Here is a 21,252-nt window from a genome sequence, read left to right as displayed (position 1 = left end):
CACGGGAGGTGGGCAGTGCAGCAATACGTCGATTGACGTATATGCGCTGCATCAATGCAGGCTATGCTGTGTTTCAGGGGCGGGCTTTTCCCGTGCGCTGGTTTTTCGTGCGCGCGCGAAGGCATAATGTCCCATTGGACGGGACATCCGGCCAATACTGATCATTGGAACACCCGCGGCAACGCCGGATCGGCGCCGTGCGGGGGCAGGACAAGACGCAGAACACACGCCTGGATTGCAGACATTAAATATCTTGAAGAAACGAAGGGCAGGCCCTTACTCTCCTGCCTCAAATCCAGAAAAAGAATTGTTCGGGGAGCGATGAGCCAAGGGGGCCCTTCAGCCAGTTCGCAGACGGGGCGCACGTCCATGGCGGCGGAACAGCGTATCGTCCGGGTTCGACGCCAGTACAACCAATGGGTCGTCAACGAGACCCTGGAAGACTATGCCCTGCGCTTCACCGCCAAGAGCGCGCGGCGCATGTCGGCCTTCCGCGTCGCCAACACCGCGCTGGGCGCCATCTCCTTCCTGGCGCTGGAGGCCATCGGCGGGGCGGTCACGCTCTCCTACGGCTTCACCAATGCGGTGGCCGGCATCCTCGCCGTCAGCCTCATCATCTTCCTCACCGGCCTGCCCATCTCCTACTACGCCGCCAAGTTCGGCGTGGACATCGACCTGCTCACCCGCGGCGCGGGCTTCGGCTATATCGGCTCCACCGTCACTTCGCTGATCTACGCCTCATTCACCTTCATCTTCTTCGCCATCGAGGCCGCCATCCTGGCGCTGGCGCTGGAGATGTGCCTCGGGGTGCCATTGGCGGTGGGCTATGTCTTGAGCGCTCTGGTGGTGGTGCCGCTCGTCACCCATGGCATCACCTTCATCAGCAGGTTCCAGACCTGGACCCAGCCGCTCTGGCTCATCCTGCACATCGTGCCGCTGATCTGGCTCATCGCCCATCGCGGCGAGGAGGTGCAGCACTGGATGGACTTCAACGGCATCGTCGGGCCGAAGGACGGCAGCTTCAATCTCTATGCCCTCGGCGGCGCCGCCACCGTGGTGTTCGCCCTCGTGGCGCAGATCGGCGAGCAGGTGGATTTCCTGCGCTTCCTGCCCCGCGCGCAGGCGGGCCGCAACATGAAATGGTGGTGCGGCATGCTCGCCGCCGGACCGGGGTGGATCATCCCCGGCGCCTTCAAGATGCTGGTGGGCTCGTTCCTCGCCTATCTGGCGCTGGAGAGCGGCGTGCCGCTCGACAAGGCGGCAGAGCCCACCCAGATGTATCTCGTCGCCTTCAGCGCCATGATCCCGTCCCATCAGGCGGCACTGCTGCTGATGGGCGTGTTCGTCATCGTCTCGCAGCTCAAGATCAACGTGACGAATTCCTACGCCGGCTCCATCGCCTGGTCGAACTTCTTCTCCCGCCTCACCCATTCCCATCCCGGCCGGGTGGTGTGGCTGGTGTTCAACGTCACCATCGCGCTCCTGCTCATGGAGCTGGGCATCTACAAGGTGCTGAACGAGACGCTGGGTCTCTACGCCATCGTCGCCATTGCCTGGGTGGCGGCGCTGGTGGCGGATCTGGTGGTCAACAAGCCGCTCGGCCTCTCGCCCCCCACCATCGAGTTCAAGCGCGCCCATCTCTATGACATCAACCCGGTGGGCGTCGGCGCGGTGCTGGCGGGCGCGGGCGTGGCGGTGATCGCCTATTCCGGCGGCCTCGGCCCGCTGGCGCAGGCGTTCGCGCCCTTCATCGCGCTCATCGTCTCCTTCCTCACGGCACCGGCCATCGCCTTTGCCACCAAGGGGCGCTACTACACCGCCCGCAAACCCAAGACCGAATGGCGCAAGGGTCTCGTGCGCTGCTGCATCTGCGAGCACAAATACGAGACCGAGGACATGGCCCATTGCCCGGTCTATGCCGGGCCCATCTGCTCGCTCTGCTGCACGCTGGATGCCCGCTGCCACGACCGCTGCAAGACCGACGCCCGCATGGCCGACCAGATCCTCGGCGTGCTCGGCGCGGCGCTCCCCGGCAGGGTGGTGGCGCGGCTGAACTCCCGCGTCGGCCATTATCTGGCGATCCAGTCCATCCTCGCGCTCGTCATCGGCGGCATCCTCGCCATGATCTATTTCCACGCGCGGTTCGAGAGCCCCGCCCATGGCGAGGCCATCAAGACCACGCTGTGGACGCTCTATTTCGTGCTGATGATCATCGTCGGCGTGGTCGCATGGCTGTTCGTGCTGGCGCAGGAGAGCCGCCGGGTGGCGCAGGAGGAAAGCCAGCGCCAGACAACGCTGCTCATGCGCGAGATCGAGGCCCACAAGCGTACCGACGCCAAGCTCCAGAAGGCGAAGGAAGTGGCCGAGGCCGCCAACCTCGCCAAGAGCCGCTATGTGGTGGGCATCAGCCACGAATTGCGCACGCCGCTCAACGCCATCCTCGGCTATGCGCAGCTGCTGGAGCGCGATCCCACCATCCCCGCCCACAGGCGCGATGCGGTGCGGGTGGTCCGCCGCTCATCGGAGCATCTGTCCGGCCTCATCGACGGCCTGCTGGACATCTCCAAGATCGAGGCCGGACGCCTGCATCTCTATCGCGACGAGGTGCGCATCCGCGAGCTTCTGGACCAGATCGTGGACATGTTCCGCCTTCAGGCGAAGGCGCGGGGCATCGACTTCATCCATGTGCGCTCGAACCGCCTGCCCGCCGTGGTCCACACCGACGAGAAGCGACTGCGGCAGATCCTCATCAACCTGCTCTCCAACGCCATCAAATTCACCGCCAAGGGGCATGTGGCGCTCCGGGTCAGCTATCGCAATCAGGTGGCCGAATTCGAGATCGAGGACACCGGCATCGGCATCGCGCCGGAGGAGACGGGGCGCATCTTCGAGCCGTTCGAGCGCGGCTCGCGCGGCGGCGCCTTCAACGCCATGGGCATCGGCCTCGGGCTCACCATCACCAAGCTGCTTACCGAGATCATGGGTGGTGAGATTTCGCTCAGGAGCGTGCTGGACAAAGGCAGTACCTTCCGCGTGCGCCTGCTGCTTTCGCAGGTCGAAGGCCGGGATGAAGCCGCCCCCGCCGAACTGCGCATCTCCGGTTATGCCGGCCCCGCCCGCACCGTACTCGTGGCCGATGACGATGCCGCCCATCGCGATCTCATGTGCGAGATGCTGCGCCCGCTGGGCTTCATCGTCTTCACGGCGGAAGACGGGCTGGCCTGCCTCGAAATGGCGGGCCAGACCGACCCCGATCTGGTGCTGCTGGATGTCTCCATGCCGCGCCTCACCGGCTGGGAGGCCGCCGCCGCCTTGCGCACGCGGGTGGCGCCGGAGGCGCGCATCATCATGATCTCGGCCAATGCAGGCGAGATGGGCGTGCGCGATGCCGAGCCGCGCCATCATGACGATGCCTGCGTGAAGCCGGTGGACCTGCGTGCGCTGCTCGAAAAGATCCGGGTCCAGCTCAATCTGGAATGGACCACCCAACAGGATGCGCCGGATGTACCGGCGGTCCCGCCCGCTCCCGCGAAGCCCCCCGCCGCCAGCCATCTGGATGAGCTGCTGAAGCTCGGCCAGATCGGCTACGTGCGGGGCATACAGGCGAAGCTTCAGGCCCTCGCCACCGAAAGCCCCGAGCACGAGCCGTTCGTCAGGGAGATGAACGACATCGTGCGCACCTTCGATCTCAACCGCTACATGGCGGTTCTGGAGGCTCTGCGCGCCCATGATGCATAGCGCCAAACGCCGGGACATCGTCCTCGTGGTGGACGACAGCCCCGAGACCTTAAGCCTGCTCACCGATGCGCTGGAGGAAGCCGGCATCACCGTGCTGGTCGCGGTGGAGGGGGCCAACGCCCTTGCCCTCGTGGAGCAGATCACGCCCGACGTCATCCTCATGGATGCCATGATGCCGGGCATGGACGGTTTCGAGACCTGCCGGCGGCTGAAGACGCTGAAAGCCCTCTCCCATGTGCCGGTCATCTTCATGACCGGCCTTGCGGAGACCGAGCACATCGTAAAGGGGCTAGATGCGGGCGGGGTGGATTACGTCACCAAGCCCGTGGTGCCGGGCGAGATCATTGCCCGCATGCGGGTGCATCTGGCCAACGCCCGCCAGACCCAGAGCGCGCAGGTGGCACTGGATGCGGCGGGCCGCTTCCTCATGTCCGCCAGCCTCGACGGCCGGGTGCTGTGGAGCACGCCGCAGGCGACCCGTCTCATAGGCGGCCTGTTCACGGCCCTCCCCGGCGAGGGCTACATGCTGCCGCCCGCCGTGCTGGACTGGCTCACCCGCGTCCATGCCGCTCCCGGCACCCCGTCGGACAGCGTGGCGGTGGCGGATGCGGCGGCCGGGCGCAGCCTCAAATTGACCTATGTGGGTCAGATCGGCCAGCAGGAGGTCCTTCTGCGGGTCATGGACGAGGCGCGCGGGAAGGATGAAGAGGTCTTGCGAAAGGCGCTGAACGTAACCCAGCGGGAGGCGGAGGTATTGGTGTGGATCGCCCGAGGCAAGCCCAACCGCGACATAGCGGAAATTCTGGGACTTTCTCCGCGTACGGTAAACAAGCATCTGGAGCAGATCTACGCCAAGCTGGGCGTTGAAAACCGCGCCGCCGCTGCCGCCATGGCCGTGCGCGCGCTGGCTGCGTGAGCCGGAAACGGCCATTGGAAGGCGGTTTGCCGCGCTTGGACAAAGCTGCGCTGTCGCCTATTCTGAAGGCACCGGCATTGACCGGATTTTGCTGACGCGCACGGATCCGCCCGGTCCTCCCTTTTCGGGGGTGCGCGTCTTGAAGGCGAGCGTCTTGAAGGCGAACGGTTGTATGCCGGAGTGGAGTTGGGTAGCCCCAACGCAAGCGCAGCATCGCGCATGGCGTGATGCGGACGCGGACATGCGTGCCGGGGCATCCCCGATCCGGAACAGATCCAGACAGGTCCGCCGTGAGCGGCCGGCACCGACGCAGGCAGCATCGGAACCGAATGCACCCGTGTGGGCTGCACAGGCTCGGGCTGCACGGGCTCCGGGTGCGCTGGAGCGGGCTGCGCTGGAGCTGGGCTGTGCCCTGTGGAGGGGACGGCCATGACCGAAGATGTCTCCACACAGATTCCATTGGAAGGGGATGCGTTCAATCAGATGATCCTTGCCATCGCCACCCGTGCGGACCGCGATGCGTTTGCCTCACTGTTCCGGCATTTTGCGCCACGCCTGAAGACGTTCCTCATGCGCTCCGGTCTTTCCGCCACGGCGGCGGAAGAGATCGCGCAGGAGACGATGCTCAACGTCTGGCGCAAGGCGGCCTATTTCGATCCCGCCAAGGCGGGCGCGGCCACCTGGATCTTCACCATCGCCCGCAACCTCAAGATCGACGCTTTGCGCCGCGAGCGCCCGGTGGCGCAGCTGCCCTCGGACAGTGACGACACGCCGGACGATGCGCCGGACGGCGAGGAGCGCATGCTGGCGCAGGAGCGCGAAACCAAGGTGCGCGCCGCGCTTGCCTCGCTCACCGCCGAGCAGGCCCATATCGTTCGCCTGTCCTTCTTCCAGGAGAAGCCGCACGCGCAGATCGCGCAGGAGCTGGGCATTCCGCTCGGCACCGCCAAGTCGCGCGTGCGCCTCGCCCTCACCCGCCTGCGCAGCCTTCTGGAGGATATGGCATGACCCACCATCTCCCCCATGACGACACCCTCGCCCGCTATGCCGCCGGCACGCTGGAGCCGGGCCTGCGCCTGCTGGTGGACGCCCAGTTGGAAGTCGCCGCCAAGGCGCGCCGCCGGCTCGCCTTCTTCAACGACGCGGCGGGCGTGATCCTCACCGGCATGCCGCCCTCGGAGATGGCAGCGGATTCGCTCACCCGCGCCTTCGCCAGCCTCGACCTGCCGCTGCCCGAGCCCGCCCCTGCCCCGCAGGTGCGCCATGCCGCCCGCATGCCGGAGGGCATCCGCCTGCCGAAGGCACTGGCCGGCTGCTCCACCAGCCGCTGGATCTGGATCAGCCCCGGCGTCTACTGGAGCACCGTGACCATTCCCGGCGCGCCCAAGGCGACGGTGGGCCTCATCAAGGCCGCCCCCGGCCGGCCACTGCCGGAACACGGACATGGCGGCAGCGAGCTGACCTTCGTGCTCCAAGGCTCCTTCTTCGACGAGACCGGCCGTTACGGCCCCGGCGATCTGTGCGAGACGGACGAGACCGTGGAGCACACGCCGATCGCGGATCAGGAGGAAGGCTGCATCTGCATCATCGCCATGGACACCATCCCCCGCTTCCGCGGCCTCTTGGGCGCGCTGCTGCGGCCCTTCACCAACTGACAGCTGGAACACGGCCTCAGGCCGGTGGCGCGACAGGTCCCCTCTCCCGCTTGCGGGCAGGGGGATCGCATATGCAGGCTGAACAGGGTTGGCCCCTCTCCCTCTCGCGGAACGCGCCCTCTCCCCCCTTGCGGGGGAGAGTTGGAGAGGGGGGTACCGCGGCTGCGTCTGTCGGGCGCGAGGGGCTTTGGAAATCTTGCTTTTGCGGAGCGGGCATTACCCCCCGCCCCAACCCTCCCCCGCAAGGGGGGAGGGAGGTGCCAGAGGCCCACCGTGGCAACATGTGAAACGTTGCAATTGCTATATGCGATAGCCCTCCGCTTGCGAGGGAGAGCTAGGGGGCAGACCGGGCGCACCGCAGGACCACCGGGGACTGCCCCTACCCGCCGCGACATGCCATAACCGCGCGCAAATTCCCGCCTTCGGCGGGCCCCCTCCCAACCCTCCCCCGCAAGCGGGAGAGGGCTTTTCTGCCATCCTGCCCCGCCGGCTTCAGGCCAGCCCACGCCCCGGCAAGCTTCGCGCGCGAAGCTTGCCTCGACTTATTCTGTCCCGCGCCCGCCGCTGATGCGTGCCCGGCCGGGCCATACGGAGACACGCGCCTTGAGCGAACGCACCGTCAGCGAACCCACCCTCGACCCGGCTGACTGGAGCGCACTGCGCGCCGTCTTCCATCAGGCGGTGGATGACGGCATCGCCCATCTGCAGGGCGCGCTGGACGCGCCCGTCTGGGTGCCGCCGCCGGAAGAGGCGAAAGCCCTGCTGCACGAGCCCATGCCACAGGGCGCCACTCCGGTGGCCGAGGTCTACGAACAGTTCAAGACGCAGGTGCTGCCCTATGGCGTCGGCAACGTGCGGCCCGCCTTCTATGGCTGGGTGCATGGCGCCGGCAACGCCGAGGGCGTGCTGGGCGACCTGATGGCCGCCTTCATGAACTGCAACGTGGGCGGGCGCGCCCACATGGCCAACGAGCTGGAACGCACCGTCGTGGACTGGTGCAAGGAGCTGACCGGCCTTCCCCCTGAGGCCAGCGGCCTGCTCACCTCCGGCACCTCCATGGCCACCGTCATCGCCATGACCGTCGCCCGCACCAGGCACGCGGACGGCGACGTGGGCCGCGAAGGTGTGGCCGTCGCCTGCAAGGGCATGGTGGGCTACACCTCCTCGGAGGCCCATTCCTGCCTGTCGAAAGCCTTCGACATGATCGGCCTCGGCCGCAACGCGCTGCGCCTCGTGCCGGTCAATGCGGACCGCGAGATGGATTGCGACGCGCTGGAAGCCATGATCGCCGCCGACCGCGCGGCGGGGCTGAAGCCCTTCATGGTCGCCGCCACCGTCGGTACGGTGAACACCGGAGCCACGGACGACATCGCCCGCGTGGCCGGCATCGCCAAAAGCGAGGGCCTGTGGTTCCACGTGGATGCGGCCTTCGGCATCGGCGCGCTGTTCAGCCCGGCCCATCGCGAACGGGCCGGCGCCATGCGCGAGGCCGACTCCATCGGCTTCGACTTCCACAAATGGTTCCAGGTGCCCTATGACGCCGGCATCGCGCTGATCCGCGACGGCCGCGCCCACTACGCCACCTTCTCCGGCCGCAAGGAATATCTCGCCTCATCCGAGCGCGGGCTGGCGGCGGGCGAGCCGTGGTTCTGCGACTATGGCCCGGAACTCTCGCGCACCTTCCGGGCGCTGAAAGTGTGGTTCACCCTCAAGAGCCACGGCTTCGAGGGCATCGCCGCCATCGTCAACAAGAACATCGCGCAGGCGGCCCATCTGGCGGAGAAGGTGGAAGCCCAGCCGAAGCTGGAAATCCTCAGCCCCACCCGCCTCAACATCGTCTGCTTCCGCCATCTGGGCGCGCCGGGCATGGACGACAAGGCCCTGAACGCGCTCAACAAGGATATCGTGGCGGACCTGCAGGAGGCCGGCATCGCCGCCCCCTCCACCACCACGCTGAACGGGCGCACCGCCATCCGCGTCTGCCTCGTCAACCACCGCACCCGCACATCCGATCTCGACACGCTGCTGGCTGCTGTGCTGGATATCGGCCAACGCCGTACCTCCACGGCCTCAGCCGCATGAGCCCTCCTTGACCGCACAGGCCCCCACCCCCGCTTCCCGCACCGACCGCGTGACGTGTCTTGACGGACTGAGGGGGGTCGCGGCCTGCGCGGTGGTGCTGTTCCATTTCCTCTATGCCTTCAAGCCGATGGTGTTCGCCAACAGCCGGGTCGGCTTCTCGCTCTCCGACACCCCGCTCGCGATCCTCTGGAACGGCCGTTTCTCGGTGGCGGTGTTCTTCGTGCTCTCAGGCTTCGTGCTCGCCGCCTCCGCGCCCCGCTCGTGGCGCGAGGCGCCGCTGCTGGTGGGCCTGCGCTACCTGCGCCTCGCCATCCCGGCGCTGATCTCCTCCGTGATCGCGTGGGGCTGGCTCATGGGCTTCCCCGATGCGGTGCGCGAGGCCCATGCGCTGACCGGAAGCTGGTGGTTCCGCTGGACCTACCAGCCGCCCATCCCGCCGCTGTCGCAGGCCATGTGGGAAGGCGCGGTCGGCGTGTTCCTCGAAGGCACCACGCGCTTCAACAACCCGCTCTGGACCATGAAGACCGAGCTTCTGGGCTCGCTGATGATCTATATCGGCTATGCGGTCACGCCTCCGCGCTGGCGGATGCTGGTCCTCACGGCCGGCGCGATCGCGCTGATCATGATGGACGAGATCGGCCTCGCCGCCTTCTGCGCCGGCGCCCTCATCTTCGAGGGCCGCGCCCTGTTGCGCCCCCACGCCGCCCTCGGCCTCGGGCTCGGCGCGGTCGGTCTCATCCTCGGCGCCCCGCTCTCCGGCCATGCGGCGGGGCCAGGTGTGACCGATACCATCCTCGCCAGCCTGGGCACCAACGGCCTGCGCGAGGCGGGAGCGACGCTGGTGGTCATCTCCATCCTGATGACCCCGGCCCTGCGCAGCTTCTTCGAGCGCCCCCTGCTCCAGAAGCTGGGCGAGCTCTCCTTCCCGCTCTATCTGGTGCATGTGCCGCTGATCGTCGGCCCGGCCTGCGCCGCCTATGTGGCCCTCGCGCCCATGGGCACGCCCGGCCTCGTCCTGCTGTTCGCGGCGGTGGCGGCGGCCTCGCTGGCGCTGGCGGTGCCGTTCCTCTGGCTGGTGGAGCGGCCCACGCTCAACGGCCTCAAAGCCCTGCGCACCCGCGGCCGGGCGCGCCTCGCCACGCTCTGAGCACCGCCGCCCGCATTCCAAACTGCGCACGCCAGCCTTGCCCTTCGCCTTCGCGCCTGCGAGAAGGTGCCCATCATGATCGTGCTCGACGACATCTCCCTGCGCATCGCAGGCCGCCTGCTGCTGGACCACGCCTCCGCTGCCTTGCCCGAGAACGCCCGCGTGGGCGTCGTCGGCCGCAATGGCGCGGGCAAGACCACGCTGTTCAAGGCGCTCATGGGCGAGCTGGAGCTGGAGAGCGGCACCGTCCGCCTGCCCAACCGCACCCGCATCGGCCGGGTGGCGCAGGAAGCCCCCGCCGGCCCGGACAGCCTCATCGAGCGCGTGCTGGCCGCCGACATCGAGCGCGCCTCGCTCCTGAAGGAGAAGGAAACCGCCACCGATCCCCACCGCATCGCGGAGATCGAGATAAGGCTGGTGGACATCGACGCCCATTCCGCCCCCTCGCGGGCGGCGCGCATCCTCTCCGGCCTCGGCTTCGACGAGATGGCGCAGGCGCGCGCCTGCTCGGAATTCTCCGGCGGCTGGCGCATGCGCGTGGCCCTCGCCGCTCTGCTCTTCACCGAGCCGGACCTGCTGCTGCTGGACGAGCCCACCAACTATCTCGATCTGGAAGGCACATTGTGGCTTCAGGATTATCTGGCCAGCTATCCACGCACCGTGGTCCTCATCAGCCATGACCGCGACCTGCTGGACACGTCGGTGGACCACATCCTCCACCTCTTCAACGGCAAGCTGACGCTCTATCGCGGCGGCTACAGCCAGTTCGACCGGCAGCGCCGCGAGCGCCTGCTGCTGGACCAGAAGGCGCGCAAGAAGTCGGAAGCCCAGCGCGCCCACATGGAAGCCTTCGTCGCCCGCTTCCGCGCCAAGGCCACCAAGGCCAAGCAGGCGCAGTCGCGCCTCAAGGCGCTGGCCCGCATGGAGCCGCTGGCGGACGAGATTTCCGAGGCGCCGGCCCACATCACCATCCGCCATCCGGAAAAGCTGCTCTCCCCGCCCATCGTCGTCTTCAACGACGTGAACGTGGGCTATGTGGAGAACAAGCCCATCCTCAGCAAGCTGAACCTGCGCATCGACGAGGACGACCGCATCGCGCTCCTCGGCCCGAACGGCAACGGCAAGTCCACCTTCGCCAAGCTGCTGGCCGACCGCCTCCAGCCCCAGAAGGGCAGCGTGGTGCGGGCGGACAAGCTGGAGATCGCCTATCTGGCCCAGCATCAGGTGGACGAGCTGCGCGTGGGCGACAGCCCGGTGGAGCATGTGCGCCGCCTGATGCCGGACGCCCCGGAAGCCCGCGTGCGCGCCCGCGCCGCCGAGATGGGCTTCTCCTCCGCCGCCGGCGACACCAAGGTGTCCCAGCTCTCCGGCGGCGAGAAGGCCCGCCTGCTGCTGGGCCTCGCCTGCTTCCACGGGCCCCATCTGCTGATCCTCGACGAGCCCACCAACCATCTGGATATCGAGGCCCGCGCCGCCCTCATCACCGCCATCAACGACTTTCCCGGCGCGGTGATCCTCGTCTCCCATGACCGGCATCTGCTGGAAGCCTGCGCCGACCGCCTGTGGGTGGTGGGCGGCGGGGCGGTCAAACCCTATGACGGCGACCTCGACCAGTATCGCTCGGAAGTGCTGAGCAAGGCCGGCCGCATGACCGGCGACGGCCGCAAGGACAAGGGCCCGGCCGTAGAGGAGGATGCGGAGAGCGATGCCTCCGCAGCCCTGCGCAAGCGCGTGCGCGATCTGGAAGCGCAGATGGCCAAGGGCGAGAAGGACATCGCCGCCATCGACAAGCGTCTTGCTGATCCGAAGATCGAGAAATTCCCCAACGACGCCGCGCGCCTCCAGCGCCAGCGCGAGGAAGCCCTTGCCGCCATGGCGGCGGCGGAAGAGCAGTGGCTGGAAGCCAGCGGCGAGCTGGAAGCGCTGGAGAGCTGAAGGGCCACAGGCCAGTTTCACTATTGAGCCAGCGTTCTGCGACACACTCCGGCGTGCCGCAGAGGCGCCCAGCGCCCGCAAGCCCGCAGATTGACGCCATGACCAAGCGTCAGCTGCACTTGCGCCTGCCATCGGCGATCCTCACCTGTGAGCGCGAAGCGGCACATATGACCGCGACACACGCATACGGGCAGGACCTATGACGGCACTTTCCATGTATCAGGCTTCGGTTCCCGTTTTCTGCCGGGGGCTCGCCGCCCTCGCCAAGGAACTGGAGAAGGCCGCCGCCTACGCTGCCGAGCGCAAGTTCGAACCCGGCATTCTGGTGAATGCACGCCTCGCCCCCGACATGCTGTCGCTGGCCGGGCAGGTGCAGCGGGCGAGCGACACCTCCAAATTCTCCGGCGAGCGCCTCTCCGGCACGCCGTCCCCGAAGTTCCCCGACACCGAGACCACCTTCCCCGAGCTTCAGGAGCGGATCGCCAACACCATCTCCTATCTGCAGGGCCTTGACCCGGCGGCCTTCGCCGGCAGCGAGGACAAGGAGATCAGCCTCTCCACGCTGGGCAGCTTCAAGGGCGATGCCTATCTGCTGAACTTCGCCGTGCCCAACTTCTTCTTCCACCTCGCCACCGCCCACGCCATCCTGCGGGAGAATGGCGTTGCCGTCGGCAAGCGGGACTTCCTCGACCTTCAGGCCTGAAGCGTTTTCAGAGCCCTGGGTGCCGGCATCCGGCACCCAGCGGCGACACGGCGCGGATACGCAGCCGACAGACACAAAATCCCCTTATAGTTCCGCCCAAGCTAAGGCGGTATCAACGTCATGCGCAATGACGTGATGCGCCCGCGCGCAGGGGGAGAAGGCAATGGATTTTGTTGTTGGGCTCTGGTCGGTCGCGACGCCCGCCGGTGATTTCACCGCGTCCGCAATGCAGCAGCGCATCAGTGATCTCGAACGGGCGCTGACGGCCTTCCGCTCCCACGTGAACCGCCAGAAGCTGCCCTCGGCCCAGAAGATCAAGGGCATCTTCGTGGCGCCGGAATATTATCTGGCGCAGGTGAATGCCATGTCGGTCTCCAATAGCCGGGTCGTGGAGCGCACCATCTCCGTCCCCGATCGCAACAGCGCCGTGGGGCGCATCGCCCAGATCAGCAAGACCTTTCCCGAGATCCTGATTATTCCCGGCACCATCGCCTGGAAGAAAACATTCGCGCGCGCAGAGGATGACTACAAGCTGACCGACCGGCGCAAGCGCGCGCTGGACCACATGGGCTATTTCTTCGATCTCGACAGCCAGCAAGAGCTGCCCGGCATGCGGGCCGGCACCCTTAGCCACAAGGGCGTCGATCTCTTCCGCCCAAGCGCTACTGATCGCACGCACATGATCGCCGGCAGCACCGAGATCAACACGACCGTCGGCAAAAAGACCTTCCATCACCGGGGCAAGGTCCTGTATTACATGCGCAATACAGCCTATGTTTTTCTCGATGGACAGAACGTCTACTCCTATCACAAGAGCGGCGACTATTACGAATCCGTCAACACCAGCGAAACGGTGTTCATTCCCAGCAGGAAGCCCCCGGTGAAGGTTCTGCCCGTGCGCGAGGCGCAGGAGATGTCGTTCGGATTCGAGATCTGCCTCGACCACAACATCGGCATGCTGCAGCGGCATTTGAAGGAACAGGGCATCCCGGCCCCGGACTTCCACATCATCAGTTCCGCCACCGTGACCAACGACACCAACAAGATGTGCATGCGCAACGGCGGATACGTGCTGCACGCCTCCTCCTACATGGGAAATACGGGCGTCTTCGCCAACCGGCGCGGCCTCAAGACAGAGGTGGAGGAAGACACCTTCACATACGCCTGCGGCTATCCGCTGCGCATCTGGACCATCAGCGTCGCCCGCACCGCCTTCCTTGCCGATGTGAAGGACGCGCTCGACACCTATGAGAAGAAGAGCTGGTGGAAGAGCGCGGAGAGCAAGGACGCCCTGGCAAAGTTGCGTCAGTTGCTGGACAGCGACGACGAGGCCGGCCTGAAGCGGCACCTCGACTGGTATCTCGGCAAGAGCCAGATACAGCCGGACGGCAGCAAGGGCCGGGTACCCAGCGGCAAGAAGCTGCACACGGAACTGAGTACGCTTCACTATTGAATCATGGCTGATCTACGCCGGTGCCGATGCCGAAGCGGGGGTGTCGGGCAGTGGGCAGGATCGACCGCTCTCCTCCTCACGGCCCGCCGCCTTGCGAGGAGCGTTGGAGAGGGGATATCGCGCGCTCGCCTGTCGGGCGTCTCTCCCACGTCCCGCGCTACGCGGGCCTACCCATAAGCCGAGCCATCGCGTCGGAAGCATCGAAAGCCCCTGCCTTCCAGCCTGATCAGAGCCCCTTCCCTCCCCACGCTCCATATAGTATACCCCCCTATATTATCTGACCGAGGCGCCATGTCCCACACCATCCATCAGAAGCCGAAGCTGCTGGCGCGGGTGCGCCGGTTGAAGGGCCAGCTCGAAGGCATCGAGCGGGCGCTGGAAGCGGAAGCGCCCTGCGCGGAAATCCTGCGCCAGCTCGCCTCCGTGCGCGGCGCCATGAACGGCCTGACGGCGGAAGTGATGGAGGACCACCTGCGCGAGCACGTGCTGGAGGTCGAGGACGAGGACGAGCGCCACAAGGGCGGCGCGGAGATGATCGAGGTCATCCGCACCTACATGAAGTGAGGCGCGGAGCGGGATTAGGGCGGCATCACGGCCGCAGCGACACGGGAGACAAGGCCATGCGGGACGATGCCGGGTCCGGACCTGCCAGCGGCGGCCGGAGCGAGACGCACCACCACGAAACCCACACCCATGCGGATCCTGACGGCCACCGGCATGGCGCGCACGGGCATGATGACCACGGACATGATGATCACCATCATGCTGATCATGGGCACAGCATGCACAGCCATGGCGGGCACCACCATCGCCACCATGGCGCCCATCATCCCGCGCCGGAGGCTTCGATGCGGGGCGAACCCGCCTCGCCCATCGCCGCCCACACCCATGAACACGTCTTCCTCGGCGCCAATCACGGCCGCAACGAGCGCAAGGTCTGGCTGGTCATCGCCCTCACCGCGAGCATGATGGTGGTGGAGATCGTCGCCGGCACGCTCACCGGCTCCATGGCGCTGGTGGCGGACGGCTGGCACATGTCCACCCACGCCGCCGCCATGCTGATCTCGGCGCTGGCCTATCTCTATGCCCGCCGTCATGCCCGCGATCCGCGCTTCTCCTTCGGCACCGGCAAGATGGGCGATCTGGCCGGCTTCGCCAGCGCCGTGGTGCTGGCGCTGGTGGCGCTGCTGATCGGCTGGGAAAGCCTGCTGCGGCTTGCTGATCCCACGCCCATCAGCTTCACGCAGGCCATCGCCGTCGCCGTGCTCGGCCTTCTGGTCAATATCGCCAGCGCGTGGCTGCTGCGCGACGAACCACACGGGCACGGGCACGGCCACTCCCATGGTCACGCGCATGATCATCACGGCCACGCGCATGGCGACCACGACCATCACGCCGGGCAGGACAACAATCTGCGCTCCGCCTACCTGCATGTACTGGCCGATGCGCTGACCTCGGTGCTGGCCATCGCCGCGCTGCTGGTGGGCAGCATGTATGGCTGGCTCTGGGCCGATCCGCTCATGGGGCTGGTGGGCGCGCTGGTGATCGCCCGCTGGTCGCTGGGTCTCCTGCGCGACACCGGCGGCGTGCTGCTCGACACCGTGCCCCATGAGCCCGGCGAGGACGTGCCCGCCGAAATCCGCGCCGCGCTGGAAACCGGCGGGGACCGCATCACCGACCTGCACGTCTGGCAGGTGGGGCCGGGCCACCACGCCGCCATCATCGCCCTGCTCTCCCCCACCCCGCAGCAGCCGGCGGACTACAAGGCCCGCCTCGCCCATGTGCACGAGCTGTCCCACATCACCGTGGAGGTGGCGCGGGCGGCATAGCCCGGGCTTTCTGCTCGCACTCGGGCAGCCAGTCGAGCCACTCCTTACGCCAGGATGCGGCCTGAATGTCGGTGACGTTCGGGCTGTCGCTTCCGACAAAGCAGTAGCTGTCGGGTTCCGTTACCGGATAAAAACAGGCCCAGGCTCCGAGGGGAATGGAAATGATCAGCCGGTCATCTGACTTGCGAAGAACATAGGCTTTCACGAACAGCCCTGCTTCGCCGCGTGGCAACTTGGTGAACTGGATGCCATCGTGGCCATCCTTGACGGAAATCTCCCGACGTGTCCGGCAGCTATCACCCGGCAGAATTCCGGAATAATAGGTGACGGCGAAGGCCGGAGTGACGGATGCCGCGACCAGAGCGATTGCCAGCAGTCCCGGCGCACGCGAGCAGGTCCGCACGGTGCGCCTGACGCCAGACAGCAATATGCCAAGCATTGGATAATCTCCCACCCGATTATTGGCGACAAACAGCAATCCCAAGAAAACCTGTCGATCTTTAATGACAACTCTTGAATATGCAATGCATGCAGTCTCGGCCCGCGCGCCGGAAGCCTTGCCCCCTCACCCCGCCGCCGGCAGCTCCACCCCGGCGTCCAGCATCACCATCACCCCCTCATTGGCCCGCAGCGATACCTCCCCCGCCACCCGCTCGCCGTCGCGGTCGCAGAAGGTGGACAGGAGGAGGCGGCCGGTCACGGAGGGGGGGAAGGTCGCCAGCAGCGGCTCGTCGCCGAGGTTCAGTGTGACAAGTACGGTGCTGTCCCTGTCCATCCGCGTATACGCCAGCAGTGTCCCTGAACATGCGATCAGCCGCCAGTCGCCCATGGACAGGCAATTGTGCAGGCGCCGCAGGCGGATGAGGGCGTGATAGAGCGCCAGCATGCTGTGCGATGAGTTACGCTGGCTTTGTACGTTCGTCTCGGGGAACTCCGTGTCCAAGGGCAGCCAGGGTGTCCCATGGGTGAATGCGCCATTGGGCGATCCATCCCATGGCATGGGGGTGCGCACGCCATCGCGGCCGAGACCGAGGCCGGGCACGTTCTTCTCGAACGGATCCTGCACCTTGTCGGCGGGAATGGGCACGGTGCGCATGCCGATTTCCTCGCCATAATAAAGGGTTGGCGTGCCCCTCAGGCTGAGCAGCAGCATCGCCGCCACCCGCGCCTGATCCTCCCCCACCCGGCTCGCCACCCGGGGCCGGTCATGGTTGCCCAGCACCCAGTTGGGCCAGCCGCCGGAGGGGAGGCTCTTCTCATAGCGGGCAATGAGATCGGCAATGGCGGAGGCGCTCCACTCCACCTCCAGCAATGCGAAATTGAACGGCAGATGGGCACCATCGAGATTGGCGCCATAGTACGCGGCAAGCCGTTCCACCGGCAGGTAGATCTCGCCGATGAGCAGGCGGTCCGGATAGGCGTCCACCACCTTCCGGAGGCCAGCGATCACCCCATGCACCTCATCAAGGTCGGTGGTATGGACGGGCAGCAGCCGCTGGTAGGGATTGCGTCCCTCGATGAAGTCCGGATTGGGCGGATTGTCTCGAAAACCCTTGTCCTTCAACATGTGCCAGATCACATCCACCCGAAATCCAGCCACGCCCCGGTCCAGCCAGAAGCGCATGGCGTCATGGATGGCGGCGGCCACCTGAGGGTTGCGCCAGTTGAGATCCGGCTGGCTGGCGAGGAAGGCGTGGTAATAATACTGGCCTGATTTCTTGTCGTATTCCCAGGCACTTCCGCCGAATTCCGAGAGCCAGTTATTGGGTGGCCCGCCATCCGCGGCGGGGTCGCGCCAGATATACCAATCCCGCTTCGGGCTCTTCTTTCCCGCCCTGGCCTCCACGAACCAGGGGTGCTGGTCGGAGGTATGGTTGGGCACCAGATCGAGGATCACCTTGAGGTTCCGGGCCGTGGCGTCAGCGATCAGTCGGTCGAAATCCGCCAGTGATCCGAACAGCTTGTGGATGCCCGTATAGTCGGCCACGTCATATCCGAAGTCGGCCATGGGCGAGGGATAGATGGGCGAGATCCAGATCGCGTCCACCCCGAGATCCACCAGATAATCGAGCCGGCGGCGGATCCCTTCCAGATCCCCCACCCCATCGCGGTCGCTATCCTGGAAAGAGCGCGGATAGATCTGATAAATCACACCTTTCTGCCACCACAGCGGCTCCTCGGGCCGGGTGTGCAGCGCGGCCTTGGCCGCCGGACCTGCCTTCGCCATGTGACCATCCTCGCCTTGGCGCCACCGCTGGGCGCTTTTGCTTTTCTCTTGCCGGGGCGACAAGCCCCACCGCCTCCAGATGAGCGCATAACCTGCGGGAAATGAAGGGGTTCCCCCTCCATGGCTTGAGCTGGGCTTTTCGCCGGCGATCTCTGGAACCCTTAACCCACTGCCGCGTTTTGGCTGAAGGAGGGACCGTCCGGCGGCGCAAGCCGGCGGTGGCGCGCCTCTTCGTCCCGTGTCCATCCCAAACCGCGACGAGAGCCATGCAGATTCTGCGCGAACCCCTGTCCCCCCGTCCCCTCGCTGGCCTGGCCAAGCCCTTGCCGCGCCTCTATCTCGTCCATCCCCTCTGGCTGGATGGACTGGATGGCTTCGGCGCCGTCTGCGACCATGCCGCCGGCCTCGGCTTCAATGCCATCGCCCTCGCCCCGCCGTTCGCCACCGGACGCAGCGGCAACATCTTCCTGACCGCCGACCACGACCGCCTGAACGCCGCCCTCGGCACCGAGGCCGATGCGGTGGAGGGCCTCGCGGCGCTGGTGGGCCATGCCCGCAGCCGGGGGCTCGACCTCTATCTCGACCTTGTGATCGACCGCGTGGCCGTGGACGGCCTGCTGCCGGCCCTTGAAGAACAATGGTTCCTGCCCCGGACTCCCGAAGACGGCATTCCCGACCCCCGCCGTGCCGAACGCCAGCGCGATGCCGCCTATATCGCCTATGATGAGCCCGACGTGGCGCTGGCGGCCAGCCGCCACTTCGCCGATCTCGTAGCCCAGTGGACCGCCGCCGGCGTCCATGGCTTCCGCTGCGATGCGCCCCATCGGGCACCCGCCGCCGTCTGGGCGGAGATCATCGGCGCCGGCCGCCTCACCCGCCCCGACACCATCTTTCTCGCCTGGACGCCGGGCGTTCCAGCCGACGCGGTGGCGGCGCTCGCCGGCTCCGGCTTCGACGGCGCCTTCGCCTCCACCGCCTGGTGGGATTTCCGCAAGCCCTGGATGGCCGACGAACTGGCGCGCCTGAACGCCATCGGCCAGACGCTGGGCTGCCCCGAGGCGCCCTTCGGTCCCCGCCTGTCCGCGCAAGGACTTACGCCGAGCCATGTGGAAGTCCTGCACCGCCGGGCGCTGGATTTCAGCGCCGCCATCGGCGACGGCCTGCTGGTGCCCACCGGCTTCGAATATGGCGCGCGTGACCCGCTGGACCCGGCACGCGGCGCGCCCTCCGATCTCGCTTTCGTGCGCGAGGCAGCCCCCTTCGATCTCGGCCCGGCCATTCGCGCCGCCAATGCCCGCCTTGCCGCCCGCTCGGGCGCGGCGGGCGGGCCGTGGCGTCTCGCCTCCGCGCCGGGCGCGAGCGTGGCAGCTTTCGTGCGGCCGGAAGGCGATGGGGCCGCTCTGGTGCTCGCCAACGGCCGTGCCGATGCCCGCACCAACGTGGACAGCGCCTCCGTGCTGCCCCGCGCCCTCGGCTTCGGCCGCTACATGAGCCAGGACGGGCAAGTGTTTGCGCCCGGCACGCCGGTTGATCTCGGCATCGGCCAAGTGGTCCGCTTCACGGCTGCGCCCCATGCCCCGGTGTTGGAGGATGGCAGCGCCACCGCCGATGTGCGCGCCGCCGCCCGAGTGGCCCGCCTCGCCATCGAGGCGGTGAGCCCGGCGGTGGATGACGGCGCCTTCCCCATCCGCCGCATCGTCGGCGAACGGGTCGAGGTGGAAGCGGATGTGGTCACTGATGGGCACGACGTCATCGCCGTCGCCTTGCTGTGGCGTCCGGCCGATGTGGAAGGCTGGAACGAGGTGCCCATGACGCCTCTGGGCAATGATCGCTATGCGGGCGCATTTCCGCTGGAGCGCATGGGGCGCCACCTCTATGCGGTGGCCGCGTGGCGCGATGCCTTCGGCTCGTTCCACCACGAGCTGGAAGCCAAGGTGAAGGCGGGCGTGCCCGTCTCGCTGGAAATCCGTGAGGGCGTGGCGCTGGCCGCCGCCGCCACCGCACCGGAAGACCATGCCGAAGCCCTCGGCGCCTTGCAGGCCGAGCTTGCAGCCGCGCCCGAGGAACGTCAGCAGGAAATTCTGCTGGCGGACGAAACGGTGCGCATCATGCGCGCCACCCGCGAGCGCCCCTTCGCCACGCAGAGCGCCTTCACCTACGCCGTGGACGCCGAGCGGGAAGGCGCCGGATTTGCCAGCTGGTACGAGATCTTCCCCCGCTCCACCTCGGGCCATGTCACCCGCCATGGCACATTCGCGGACGTGATCGCCGACCTCCCGCGCATCCGCGACATGGGCTTCGACGTGCTCTATTTCCCGCCGATCCACCCCATCGGCGAGAAGAACCGCAAGGGCCGCGACAACACCCTCACCCCCGGCCCCGACGATCCCGGCAGCCCCTATGCCATCGGCTCGAAGGACGGCGGCCATGCGGACATCCACCGCCAACTCGGCACGGCGGAGGACTTCCTGCGTCTTGTGGCGTCGGCGAAGGCGCATGGCCTTGAGATCGCGCTCGATTTCGCCATCCAGTGTGCGCCGGATCACCCTTGGCTGACAGAACATCCCGGCTGGTTCGCATATCGGCCGGACGGCTCCATCCGCTATGCGGAGAACCCGCCGAAGAAGTATCAGGACATCGTCAACGTCGACTTCTACGCCAAGGATGCGGTGCCCGGCCTGTGGCTGGCGCTGCGCGACGTGGTGCTGCATTGGGTGGAGCAGGGCGTAAAGCTGTTCCGCGTGGACAATCCGCACACCAAGCCTTTGCCCTTCTGGCAGTGGCTGATCGCGGATGTACGGGGAAAGCATCCGGACACGGTGTTCCTGGCGGAGGCCTTCACCAAGCCGAAGATGATGTACCGGCTGGCGAAGGTGGGCTTCTCCCAGTCCTACACCTACTTCACCTGGCGCAACACCAAGACGGAGCTGACCTCCTATCTGGAGGAGCTGTGCCAGCCGCCCGTGAGCGACATCTACCGGCCACACTTCTTCGTCACCACGCCGGACATCAACCCCTATTACTTGCAGACCTCGGGCCAAGGCGGCTTCCTCACCCGCGCGGCGCTCGCCGCCACCCTGTCGGGGCTCTGGGGCGTGTTCTCCGGCTTCGAGCTGTGCGAGGCCAAGCCCGTGCCGGGCAAGGAGGAATATGCCTCCTCCGACAAATACGAGATCCGCGCCCGCGACTATTCCGCGCCCGGAAACATCGTCGCCGAGATCACGCGGCTGAACCGCATCCGCCGGGAAAACCCGGCACTGCACACCCACAAGTCCGTCCTTTTCCTCAATGCCTGGAACGACAACGTGCTCGCTTACGCCAAGGCCACGCCAAGTCGCGACAACCTCCTTGTTGTCGCCGTCAATCTGGATCCCCATGCCGCGCAGGAGGTGGATTTCGAGATCCCGCTCTGGGAACTGGATCTGCCGGACCATGCCAGCGTGGAGGTGGAGGATCTGATGACGGACACGAGCTTCCGCTGGACCGGAAAGGTGCAGCATGCGCGGCTCGACCCCGCCGCTTTGCCCTTCGCCATCTGGCGCCTCTCCAGGGTGGAGGGCTGACGCC

At 66.8% G+C, this 21,252-nt stretch carries 15 protein-coding genes; 12 read left to right on the top strand and 3 right to left on the bottom strand.

Annotated elements, in window-relative coordinates; translation table 11 throughout:
• Positions 1 to 369: 369 nt before the first annotated feature.
• From IEW24_RS01630 to IEW24_RS01585, 10 genes are all read left to right on the top strand, one after another.
• Positions 370 to 3,738: a hybrid sensor histidine kinase/response regulator gene (locus IEW24_RS01630; RefSeq protein WP_188574790.1), complete on the top strand. Its 3,369-nt coding sequence runs from the start codon at positions 370 to 372 to the stop codon at positions 3,736 to 3,738.
• A complete protein-coding gene (locus tag IEW24_RS01625; RefSeq protein WP_188574788.1) occupies positions 3,728 to 4,654 on the top strand; it encodes a response regulator in 927 nt (308 codons plus the stop codon). The genes IEW24_RS01630 and IEW24_RS01625 overlap by 11 nt, the downstream gene beginning before the upstream one ends.
• Positions 4,655 to 5,083: 429 nt before the next feature.
• Complete coding sequence (locus IEW24_RS01620) at positions 5,084 to 5,662, top strand: sigma-70 family RNA polymerase sigma factor (protein ID WP_188574786.1); 579 nt, start codon at positions 5,084 to 5,086, stop codon at positions 5,660 to 5,662.
• A complete protein-coding gene (locus tag IEW24_RS01615) occupies positions 5,659 to 6,309 on the top strand; it encodes a ChrR family anti-sigma-E factor (protein WP_188574784.1) in 651 nt (216 codons plus the stop codon). The genes IEW24_RS01620 and IEW24_RS01615 overlap by 4 nt, the downstream gene beginning before the upstream one ends.
• 603 nt (positions 6,310 to 6,912) lie before the next feature.
• Complete coding sequence (locus IEW24_RS01610) at positions 6,913 to 8,391, top strand: pyridoxal phosphate-dependent decarboxylase family protein (protein WP_244644086.1); 1,479 nt, start codon at positions 6,913 to 6,915, stop codon at positions 8,389 to 8,391.
• Between the two features lie 7 nt (positions 8,392 to 8,398).
• Complete coding sequence (locus IEW24_RS01605) at positions 8,399 to 9,538, top strand: acyltransferase family protein (RefSeq protein ID WP_188574780.1); 1,140 nt, start codon at positions 8,399 to 8,401, stop codon at positions 9,536 to 9,538.
• Positions 9,539 to 9,613: 75 nt separating this feature from the next.
• A complete protein-coding gene (locus IEW24_RS01600; RefSeq protein WP_188574778.1) occupies positions 9,614 to 11,473 on the top strand; it encodes an ABC-F family ATP-binding cassette domain-containing protein in 1,860 nt (619 codons plus the stop codon).
• Between the two features lie 199 nt (positions 11,474 to 11,672).
• Positions 11,673 to 12,176: a DUF1993 domain-containing protein gene (locus IEW24_RS01595; RefSeq protein WP_244644084.1), complete on the top strand. Its 504-nt coding sequence runs from the start codon at positions 11,673 to 11,675 to the stop codon at positions 12,174 to 12,176.
• Positions 12,177 to 12,339: 163 nt separating this feature from the next.
• Positions 12,340 to 13,629 carry a hypothetical protein gene (locus IEW24_RS01590; RefSeq protein WP_188574776.1) on the top strand — a complete coding sequence of 430 codons (1,290 nt, stop codon included), beginning with the start codon at positions 12,340 to 12,342 and terminating at the stop codon, positions 13,627 to 13,629.
• A gap of 291 nt (positions 13,630 to 13,920) precedes the next feature.
• A complete protein-coding gene (locus IEW24_RS01585) occupies positions 13,921 to 14,193 on the top strand; it encodes a metal/formaldehyde-sensitive transcriptional repressor (RefSeq protein WP_188574774.1) in 273 nt (90 codons plus the stop codon).
• Between the two features lie 14 nt (positions 14,194 to 14,207).
• Here the strand turns inward: IEW24_RS01585 and IEW24_RS01580 are convergent, their stop codons facing one another.
• Positions 14,208 to 14,423, bottom strand: coding sequence for a hypothetical protein (locus tag IEW24_RS01580; protein WP_188574772.1), 216 nt, complete (start codon positions 14,421 to 14,423; stop codon positions 14,208 to 14,210).
• 54 nt (positions 14,424 to 14,477) lie between these two features.
• Here IEW24_RS01580 and dmeF point away from each other — a divergent pair, with 54 nt between their 5' ends.
• Positions 14,478 to 15,458 carry a CDF family Co(II)/Ni(II) efflux transporter DmeF gene (dmeF, locus tag IEW24_RS01575; protein WP_188574770.1) on the top strand — a complete coding sequence of 327 codons (981 nt, stop codon included), beginning with the start codon at positions 14,478 to 14,480 and terminating at the stop codon, positions 15,456 to 15,458.
• Here dmeF and IEW24_RS01570 read toward each other — a convergent pair.
• Both IEW24_RS01570 and IEW24_RS01565 read right to left on the bottom strand, forming a co-directional pair.
• Positions 15,430 to 15,897: a hypothetical protein gene (locus IEW24_RS01570; RefSeq protein ID WP_188574768.1), complete on the bottom strand. Its 468-nt coding sequence runs from the start codon at positions 15,895 to 15,897 to the stop codon at positions 15,430 to 15,432. The genes dmeF and IEW24_RS01570 overlap by 29 nt on opposite strands.
• Before the next feature lie 126 nt (positions 15,898 to 16,023).
• Positions 16,024 to 17,685, bottom strand: a complete 1,662-nt coding sequence (locus IEW24_RS01565) for an alpha-amylase family glycosyl hydrolase (RefSeq protein ID WP_188574766.1) — start codon at positions 17,683 to 17,685, stop codon at positions 16,024 to 16,026.
• A 266-nt stretch (positions 17,686 to 17,951) separates the two neighbouring features.
• On the opposite strand from IEW24_RS01565, the gene IEW24_RS01560 reads away from it, so the two are divergent.
• Entirely contained in the window at positions 17,952 to 21,248 is a 3,297-nt protein-coding gene (locus tag IEW24_RS01560) for a maltotransferase domain-containing protein (RefSeq protein WP_188574764.1), read from the top strand.
• Positions 21,249 to 21,252: the final 4 nt, after the last annotated feature.

It is taken from the genome of Azorhizobium oxalatiphilum (assembly GCF_014635325.1).
Classification (GTDB): domain Bacteria; phylum Pseudomonadota; class Alphaproteobacteria; order Rhizobiales; family Xanthobacteraceae; genus Azorhizobium; species Azorhizobium oxalatiphilum.
This window is presented reverse-complemented; position numbering and strand designations above follow the sequence as displayed.

What these genes read in the sequence shown, in the direction of transcription:
- IEW24_RS01580 (WP_188574772.1), bottom strand. Translation starts at nt 14,423, where the DNA reads ATGGCTGTGCATGCTGTGCCCATGATCAGCATGATGGTGATCATCATG.
- IEW24_RS01560 (WP_188574764.1), top strand. Translation starts at nt 17,952, where the DNA reads ATGCAGATTCTGCGCGAACCCCTGTCCCCCCGTCCCCTCGCTGGCCTG.
- IEW24_RS01630 (WP_188574790.1), top strand. Translation starts at nt 370, where the DNA reads ATGGCGGCGGAACAGCGTATCGTCCGGGTTCGACGCCAGTACAACCAA.
- IEW24_RS01600 (WP_188574778.1), top strand. Translation starts at nt 9,614, where the DNA reads ATGATCGTGCTCGACGACATCTCCCTGCGCATCGCAGGCCGCCTGCTG.
- IEW24_RS01615 (WP_188574784.1), top strand. Translation starts at nt 5,659, where the DNA reads ATGACCCACCATCTCCCCCATGACGACACCCTCGCCCGCTATGCCGCC.
- IEW24_RS01570 (WP_188574768.1), bottom strand. Translation starts at nt 15,897, where the DNA reads ATGCTTGGCATATTGCTGTCTGGCGTCAGGCGCACCGTGCGGACCTGC.
- IEW24_RS01620 (WP_188574786.1), top strand. Translation starts at nt 5,084, where the DNA reads ATGACCGAAGATGTCTCCACACAGATTCCATTGGAAGGGGATGCGTTC.
- IEW24_RS01595 (WP_244644084.1), top strand. Translation starts at nt 11,673, where the DNA reads ATGACGGCACTTTCCATGTATCAGGCTTCGGTTCCCGTTTTCTGCCGG.
- IEW24_RS01590 (WP_188574776.1), top strand. Translation starts at nt 12,340, where the DNA reads ATGGATTTTGTTGTTGGGCTCTGGTCGGTCGCGACGCCCGCCGGTGAT.
- dmeF (WP_188574770.1), top strand. Translation starts at nt 14,478, where the DNA reads ATGCGGGGCGAACCCGCCTCGCCCATCGCCGCCCACACCCATGAACAC.
- IEW24_RS01625 (WP_188574788.1), top strand. Translation starts at nt 3,728, where the DNA reads ATGATGCATAGCGCCAAACGCCGGGACATCGTCCTCGTGGTGGACGAC.
- IEW24_RS01565 (WP_188574766.1), bottom strand. Translation starts at nt 17,685, where the DNA reads ATGGCGAAGGCAGGTCCGGCGGCCAAGGCCGCGCTGCACACCCGGCCC.
- IEW24_RS01585 (WP_188574774.1), top strand. Translation starts at nt 13,921, where the DNA reads ATGTCCCACACCATCCATCAGAAGCCGAAGCTGCTGGCGCGGGTGCGC.